Source organism: Kutzneria buriramensis (assembly GCF_003387475.1).
GTDB lineage: Bacteria > Actinomycetota > Actinomycetes > Mycobacteriales > Pseudonocardiaceae > Kutzneria > Kutzneria buriramensis.
In genome coordinates this window covers 1-7,191 of record NZ_QUNO01000049.1, presented here as the reverse complement: position 1 = coordinate 7,191, position 7,191 = coordinate 1, and the positions used below count along the sequence as shown (strand labels likewise).

The window sequence follows — 7,191 nt, the reverse complement described above, 5'->3', positions numbered from 1 at the left end:
CGTGTCTGCGGTGTTTGCCCGAGTAGAACGGCCGGTCCACCGCGACGTGGTCGATCGGGATCAACGTGCCGTCGATGATCACGTATGCCATGCCCGCCGTTTCGCCCTGCGTAGCGCCGTCCGACGCTTCGGGGCCCGTTGGGCGAGCAACTCGGCGGTCTCGTTGACATATCGCCAACACGTGGTGGTCGAGACGTCGAACCCGGCGCCGACGTCGGCGAATGGCTCGCCCTTGCGGAGGTACACCAGCACGAGCAGCGCCTGCTGTGCCGGGTTGAGTGTGCGCCAGGCCGAGCTCATCTGCTTACGGTGCGCGCGGATGAGATCGGACACGAAGGTCAGGGTCTGATGTGACAACGGCAGCGCGGCACGGTAGAACAACATCTGAAGCCCTTGCTTAGGATACGGATCTTGGTCGATCACCGTCCTACCAAGGGCTTCGCCTCATTCCGGGGACCGACACGCCGACGGTCAACCGATCTCCGACCTGGAACCCTTACCTGCTAACACGTTCAGAGCAGGATGAAAAGGCTCACTGACAACGACACGCGAGCGATCGCCGTGCCATGGCCATGGCACGGCGATCAGGGTGCCGCGTATTACTGGGCGACGAATCCGGTGTTGCCGCCGCCGAGGGCATTCGACCCGAAGCCGTTCCAACCGGCGCCGTTGTTCTGGTCGACGTAAACACTGCCGTTGGTGCTGAGCGCGAACAGCTCCGGCAGGTTGAGGCCGGCGTTCACGCCCGCGGCCGGAACCCCGGTGAAGCCGCCGTTACCGGTGCCGGCGCCGAGTGAGTCCTTGGTCCATCCCGACCAGGACGAGCCGGTCTTGAGGTTGTGGTACACCGAGCTGTTGGAGCTGACGGCGTACACGTCCACCGAGTTGCCATAGGCCACAGCGCCCGGATCGGTGGTGAATCCACTGTTCCCGGTGCCACCAGCCACTGCGGCGAAGCCGGTCCAGCCGGTGCCGGTCAGCGAATTCTGGTACAAGCTGTTGTTGCCGCTGCGCACGAAGAAGATCGGCAGCCCGCTTCCGGGGTCAACGACGGCGGCCGGCGTTCCGACAAATCCGCTGTTGCCGGTCCCGGTGTACAGCGATGCCTTATCCCAGCCAGACCACGTCGAACCCGTCTTCGTGTTCTGGTACACCGACCCGTTCTTGCTGGCGGCCAGCACCGTCACCTTCTGGGTGCCGTAGGCCACGGCGGCCGGGTCGAAGGTGAACCCGTTGTCGCCGGTGCCACCGGCCACCGCGGCGAAGCCGCTCCAGCCGGTTGGCGTGAGCGCATCCTCGTAGACACCGCTGTTGGCGCTGCGGACGAACAGGATCGGCCGACCGGTCGCCGGGTCCACCACGGCCGCCGGCGTGCCGAGGAATCCGGTGTTGCCGGTGCCGATGTAGAGCGAGGCCCGGTCCCAGCCGGTCCATGCGGAGCCGTTGCGGGTGTTCTGGTACACCGACCCGTTGTTGCTCAGCGCGAAAACCTCTACGACACCGTTGTACGCCACGGCAGCCGGCGCCGACACGAACCCAGTGTTCCCGGTCCCGCCAGGCACCGGACTGAACCCGGTCCATCCTGTCGCGGTCTGCTCGTCCTGGTAGATGCCGCCGTTGTTGCTCAGCACGAAGTAGTCGGGCAAGTGGGTGATCGGGTCGGTCACCACGGCGGACGGACGGTCCACCGGCGCCGCGGTCGAGTCGTCCACGATGTTGACGTAGCGGACGGGGTTGTAACCTCCGGCTCCCCCGAAATACGGGTACGGGATCGAGTGGTGTTCGACGTTGCCGGGACCGTCGAGTTCGTAACCCACGTACGACGAGTGGTCGGCACTGTCCCAATGGTCGAACAGCACAACGTGCCCGTCGTTGAGGGGGGCCGGGTTGAGCAGGGCGTCGCCGGGCTGGAGATCGCCCTCGGAGACCGGCACGGTGACGCCGTACGGGCCGAAGGTGTCGGTGGTGGGCGAGGCGCCCAGACCCCAGGCCATGGAGACGTAGCCCGAGCAATCGGTCCGGTAGCCGTCGTGCGAGCCGCACTGGTCGTAGATGATGCCCTGGTTCAGCCATGATGCGGCTCTGGCGAGAACCTGGCTGCGGGTGATGGTGGGCATGGCGAAGCCGGGCGATGCCGGCGGGAAGCAGTCCGTCTGACTGTGTGCCGTGGTGGCGGAGGCCGTGCCGGCGGCGAATACGGCCGCCGACCCGAGTAGTGCGGCGAGGGCCATAGCTGCCGCGGAGACACGCCGGATGCGTGTGATAGGCATGGTGATCCCTTTGGTTGAATGGCCGATGCGGGCCACAAATGCTTACTGGGCGACGAATCCGGTATTGCCTGCGCCGAGCGCGTTCGACCCGAAACCGTTCCAACCGGCGCCGTTGTTCTGGTCGACGTAGACGCTGCCGTTGGTGCTGAGCACGAACAGTTCGGGCAGCCCGGTTCCCGGGTCGGCCACGGCGGCCGGCACGCCGATGAAGCCGTTGTCACCGGTGCCGGCGCCGAGCGAGTCCTTGTTCCACCCCGACCACGACGAACCGGTCTTGAGGTTGTGGTACACCGAGCTGTTGGAGCTGACGGCGTACACGTCCACCGAGTTGCCATAGGCCACAGCGCCCGGATCGGTGGTGAATCCACTGTTCCCGGTGCCACCGGCCACCGCGGCGAAGCCGGTCCAGCCGGTGCCGGTCAACGAGTCCTGATACAAGCTCTCGTTACCGCTGCGCACAAAGAAGATCGGCAGCCCGGTGACCGGGTCGACGACGGCGGCGGGCGTTCCGACAAATCCGCTGTTGCCGCTACCGGTGTACAGGGATGCCTTGTCCCACCCCGACCACGACGAATCCGTCTTCGTATTCTGGTACACCGAACCGTTGTTGCTGACCGCCAGCACGGTCACCTTCTGGGTGCCGTAAGCCACGACGGCCGGGTCAGATCCGAACCCGGAGTCGCCTGAGCCACCTCCGACGGCGGCGAAGCCACTCCAGCCGGTGCCGGTCAACGTGTCCTGATACAGACTCCCGTTGCCGCTGCGGACGAACAGGATCGGCCGACCGGTGGTCGGGTCCACGACCGCGGCAGGCGTTCCAACGAAACCGCTGTTACCCGTTCCGGTGTAGAGCGATGCTTTGTCCCAGCCGGTCCAGTTGGAGCCGTTGCGCGTGTTCTGATACACTGACCCGTTGCCGCTGACAGCGAACACTTCGACAACACCGTTGTACGCTACGGCAGCCGGCGCCGACACGAACCCAGTGTTCCCGGTCCCGCCAGGCACCGGACTGAACCCGGTCCATCCCGTCGCGGTCTGCTCGTCCTGGTAGATGCCGCCGTTGTTGCTCAGCACGAAGTAGTCGGGCAAGTGGGTGATCGGATCGACGACCGTCGCGGATGGACGGTCCGCGGGCGGGGGCGGAGGCGGCGTAGTCGGGCTGCTGGTCCACAAGTAGGTGACGGTCACCCAGCCGTTGTCGGTGAGTCCGATGTTCGCGAACGTCCCGTCGGCCAGATCGATACCCGCTGGGTTTGACGGCGCGCCGCCGTCGTCGTCGAGACCGCCGTTGTATCCGTTCAGGTACGCGGCCTGAGCTTCCGGTATGCCCTGCGGCAGGTCGGTGAACTCGGCGCGGGACGTATCCCAGTAGTCGTCGTGGAAGTTCCACGGCCCGAAGTCCCATACCGGCGCGGTCTCGCAGCGAACCGGGCCACAGACCCGCACCGAGTATTGGGAACTGTTCTCGGGAGACACCACCGCCATCGACGGCAGGGCGACGAAGTGATCGTTCGGCTGAATCACGTGCATGTTCGAGGTCGTCTTACCGACGTCACCCTCATCGGTGGCGAAGACCCGGTAGGACACCGGGGTCGTGGTCGCGGAGACATGCCGGCTCGTCGCGAGGTGCGGGGTGGCGGCGACGGCCGGTCCGGCCGGGCCCACGAACGCGACCATGGTCCCGGCGACGAGCGCGAGGATCGTGCGGGACGTTCGACGTCTTCGATGACTGTGCATGACTGTCCCCTTAGTGAGCGCGCCCGCCGGAGGCACGTCCGGCGGGCGCGAGGAAACGTGCGGGGCCATGCGGCCTCGCGCGATTGCCTGGCTACATGCCGCTTGTGGCCTGTCGAGGAGCCAGCGGGCGCGCTAACGCGTCGCGCACAAGGGCACAAGGCTGCGGGATTGGTTGGACCCAACTCGAGCCGTCACTCGAGCGTGATCATCGTCGTGCCTCACCGTTGGCGGCGCCAGGTCAGCGACCGGCAAGAACTTGCCGGCCGGCATGTGCGGCATGGCAGGTCGTGGCCGGTCGCCGTAAATTCAGGCCACGTGCTCACTCGTCGCCTGACCGCCGTGCTGGCCGCCACGTGCGCCGTCACGTCGTCGAACATCTACCTGCTCCGGACGGTGCTCGGGCAGGTCGCCGCCGATCTCAGGATCGGCGAGGGCGCCGCCGGCATCGTGCTGCTGGTGCCGCTCGGCGGCATCCGCGACCGGCGCTGCGGCACGCAGGCCGGCACGCCAGTCGAAGTCGGGGTCCTCGGCGAGGAACTGACGCAGCAGCAGGTCGGCCTCGCTGCGCCGACACTGAACGTCCGGAGGAAGCAGCCGGTGGCAGCGACTTTCGACCGCGCTGATGCTCCGGCCCAGCCGGTCGGCGATCTCGTCCAACGCCACCCTGTCGCGCAGCCACTCGACGAGTTGCTCGTGTTCGCCATCGGTCCTGATCTCGCCGGCCCGGCGCGGGGGAAGCTCGCTGACCACATCACCTACCACAGTGACCCGGCGTAGCGACTATCGTCGCGTCGTAGTCAATGATCGCCCCGGGACGACTCGCGAATCAGTGCCTGCATGCGAAACATCGTCTTGGGCAGCTCATGCCGCTTGGCGTTGGCCGGCCCGAGTCCGAGATGGCGGTAGAAGTCGTCGACGGCGGTCAGGTGCGCGTTGACCGTGGACAGAGCGCTTGGCGACGGTGAGCGGGTGGGTGCGGTAGTCGCGGACCGTGCCGTCGCCATCGAGGCCGGCTCGGCGAGCGGGTCGCCGTCGACCGCGCCGGCCTCGACGGCGACGGCCAGCCGCGCCAGGTACTGGCGCACCCGGGAGCAGTAGTCGCGCACGGAGTCGGCATCCAACGGGCTGCCCGGCAGGTGCTTGGCCGCGACGTAGCCGTCGAACACGGCGGTGGACGCCGCCGGCACCCGGCGTCGCGGCAGCGCCCAGTCGACGGGGCCACGGCGTGCCGGTCGCCGTGCATGCGCTCAGCGGGCCCAGAGGGTTGTGCTCTGTGCGGCGGCTCCGAGCAGCCGGGTGCACAACTGCCGCAGGGTCTGGATGGGCACGTGGATGCGGGAGGTCAGGTCGTAACCAGGTCTGACCTGCGGTACGGACACGGGGCCGTGCAGGTAGACCACCCGCTCGGTGCGGTCGATGCCGGGCCGCGACCATCCGCGTTGCTCGCCGTGGGTGGCGATCAGGTCGCGCGCGACGGGGTCGCCAACGTCGCCTGTACGGCTTCGATCAGCGTCTGCAGGCAGGCAACGGGATGTCGATGCCGTCGCCGTGGCTGGCGCGCGGTTGCCATGTGCTGTCCGGCTCGCCGGGTGCTGTGGGCAGCGCCTGGATGTCGACATGGTCCCCGCAGGGTGATGGACCAGTCGGCATTGGCCGTGGTGACCTGCTTGGGCTGGACGGTCATGGCCTCGCTCCTGCAGGGATGACCAGCGGAAATAGAGAATCTGCTGTGCGGTGTGGGTCTGTTGACGGCGGATGATGGGGGATTGACGCCGTTGGGGTAGGTACGTCGCTCTGTTTCGCTCCTGTTCCTGCAGACCTATGAGACCGCTCTGGTGGGGTTTCCGCCGATCGGCCTGCCGGCTGACCTTTATGGATGTGGTTTTCGGCACCCACAGGCCGCGCAGCTCGCGCCACGTCCGGTTGCCGTGGGATGGGCAAGTTATTGCGAATATCCGGTAACGGTTGGACCGGCGGATGGCGGCGGCGGGTGCTTGGTCGGCTGTCTGTCGTGCTCGCGGTGAGGTGACGAAAGTCGGTCGCCAGTTGCGGCCATCGCTGCTTGACTTCAGCGGATGATTGGTCAAGGGAAGCTGCGGTCGTGTCTGGCGGACCACTGGGGTGTCGCTGAGGCGACGGTGGAGGCGCATAACGGTGGCATGAACTCGGTGACGTGGTTGGTCACCGCGGCCGGTGAGCGTTGGGTCGACAAGGCCGTCGCGCGGGGCTCGCGCCGTTCCTTCGTGGGTGGTCTCACTCTCTCCGGTCATGTTGAGGCTGCTGGGATCCCCGCGGGCCCACCTGTGCCAACTCGGCAAGGTGACATCGTCGCTGAGATTGATGGAATTACGCTTGCGTTGCTGAGCTGGGTTGAGGGGCAGGAACTGTCGGGCACGACCACGAGTGATCAGCGGCTGATCGGCCGGACTCTCGGCCGTGTTCATGAGGCGTTGCGAGATGTGCCCACTGAACCGGTCGACCGGTTCCACTGGGTGGATGCCCAGGCCGCGCATCTGTCGGTCCGCTCTTGGGTCCAGCCCTCGGTCGCGGCGGCTGTGGCAGCGTATGAAGCCGTTGTTCCTTCGTTCTTTTCCTGGGGTCTGTTGCATTGCGATCCGGCTCCGGAAGCCTTCCGACTGGACCACGTGACCGGCGTCTGCGGGCTGATCGACTGGAGTGCAGCGATCAGTGGTCCGCTCCTGTACGACCTGGCATCGGCCGTGATGTACGTCGGAGGCGCAGACCAGGCAGAATGTCTGATCGAGACATACTTGGAGAGTCGAACCATCACCAGGGCTGAGGTGGAGCACGGCTTGCTGACCATGCTGCGGTTCCGCTGGGCAGTGCAGGCCGACTACTTCGCCCGCAGGCTGGCCGCCGGTGACCTGACTGGAATCATCAGCGATGCTGACAACGAAAAGGGCTTGGAAGATGCTCGCCAATGGCTGGTTCGGCTGTCCTCGTAGGCATCCTCCGTTGCGAGCCAGCGTGCGCACGGTGCCGCGCGACAGTGGTCGCACTGACACAGCGTGATTCCCGCCGCGGTCGGGACGCTCTGCAGGTGTTGCGGATCGTGCTGGGCGCGGGCACTAGCTGTACTGATCCGTGAGGTTGGGAACGCGGCTGGCGGGTGGGAGACCCGCGAGTGCGGTGTGGCCGCGGTGGTGATTGTAGATGTGAAGCC

General features: G+C 66.6%; 5 protein-coding genes and 1 pseudogene. 2 read left to right on the top strand and 4 right to left on the bottom strand.

From position 1 onward, the window contains the following. The 3 genes and pseudogenes from BCF44_RS54470 to BCF44_RS59085 all read right to left on the bottom strand — a co-directional run. Positions 1-384 (bottom strand): annotated as a pseudogene (locus tag BCF44_RS54470) (transposase family protein); the annotation flags it as partial. A 215-nt stretch (positions 385-599) separates the two neighbouring features. Next, on the bottom strand, positions 600-2,270 hold the full coding sequence (locus BCF44_RS54465; protein WP_147329101.1) for a PLL family lectin: 1,671 nt from the start codon (positions 2,268-2,270) through the stop codon (positions 600-602). Positions 2,271-2,312: 42 nt separating this feature from the next. Next, positions 2,313-4,007: a PLL family lectin gene (locus tag BCF44_RS59085; RefSeq protein ID WP_211353717.1), complete on the bottom strand. Its 1,695-nt coding sequence runs from the start codon at positions 4,005-4,007 to the stop codon at positions 2,313-2,315. 201 nt (positions 4,008-4,208) lie between these two features. Here BCF44_RS59085 and BCF44_RS54455 point away from each other — a divergent pair, with 201 nt between their 5' ends. After that, on the top strand, positions 4,209-4,784 hold the full coding sequence (locus BCF44_RS54455; protein WP_147329100.1) for a hypothetical protein: 576 nt from the start codon (positions 4,209-4,211) through the stop codon (positions 4,782-4,784). A gap of 20 nt (positions 4,785-4,804) precedes the next feature. On the opposite strand, the gene BCF44_RS54450 is transcribed toward BCF44_RS54455, so the two are convergent. Then, positions 4,805-5,194 carry a hypothetical protein gene (locus BCF44_RS54450; protein ID WP_116182466.1) on the bottom strand — a complete coding sequence of 130 codons (390 nt, stop codon included), beginning with the start codon at positions 5,192-5,194 and terminating at the stop codon, positions 4,805-4,807. 888 nt (positions 5,195-6,082) lie between these two features. Here BCF44_RS54450 and BCF44_RS54445 point away from each other — a divergent pair. Then, on the top strand, positions 6,083-6,973 hold the full coding sequence (locus tag BCF44_RS54445) for a phosphotransferase enzyme family protein (protein ID WP_116182465.1): 891 nt from the start codon (positions 6,083-6,085) through the stop codon (positions 6,971-6,973). Positions 6,974-7,191 lie beyond the last annotated feature (218 nt).

Excerpts from the sequence above, each read along its gene's own strand:
- BCF44_RS54445 (WP_116182465.1), top strand. The coding sequence starts at position 6,083 with ATGATTGGTCAAGGGAAGCTGCGGTCGTGTCTGGCGGACCACTGGGGT.
- BCF44_RS59085 (WP_211353717.1), bottom strand. The coding sequence starts at position 4,007 with ATGCACAGTCATCGAAGACGTCGAACGTCCCGCACGATCCTCGCGCTC.
- BCF44_RS54465 (WP_147329101.1), bottom strand. The coding sequence starts at position 2,270 with ATGCCTATCACACGCATCCGGCGTGTCTCCGCGGCAGCTATGGCCCTC.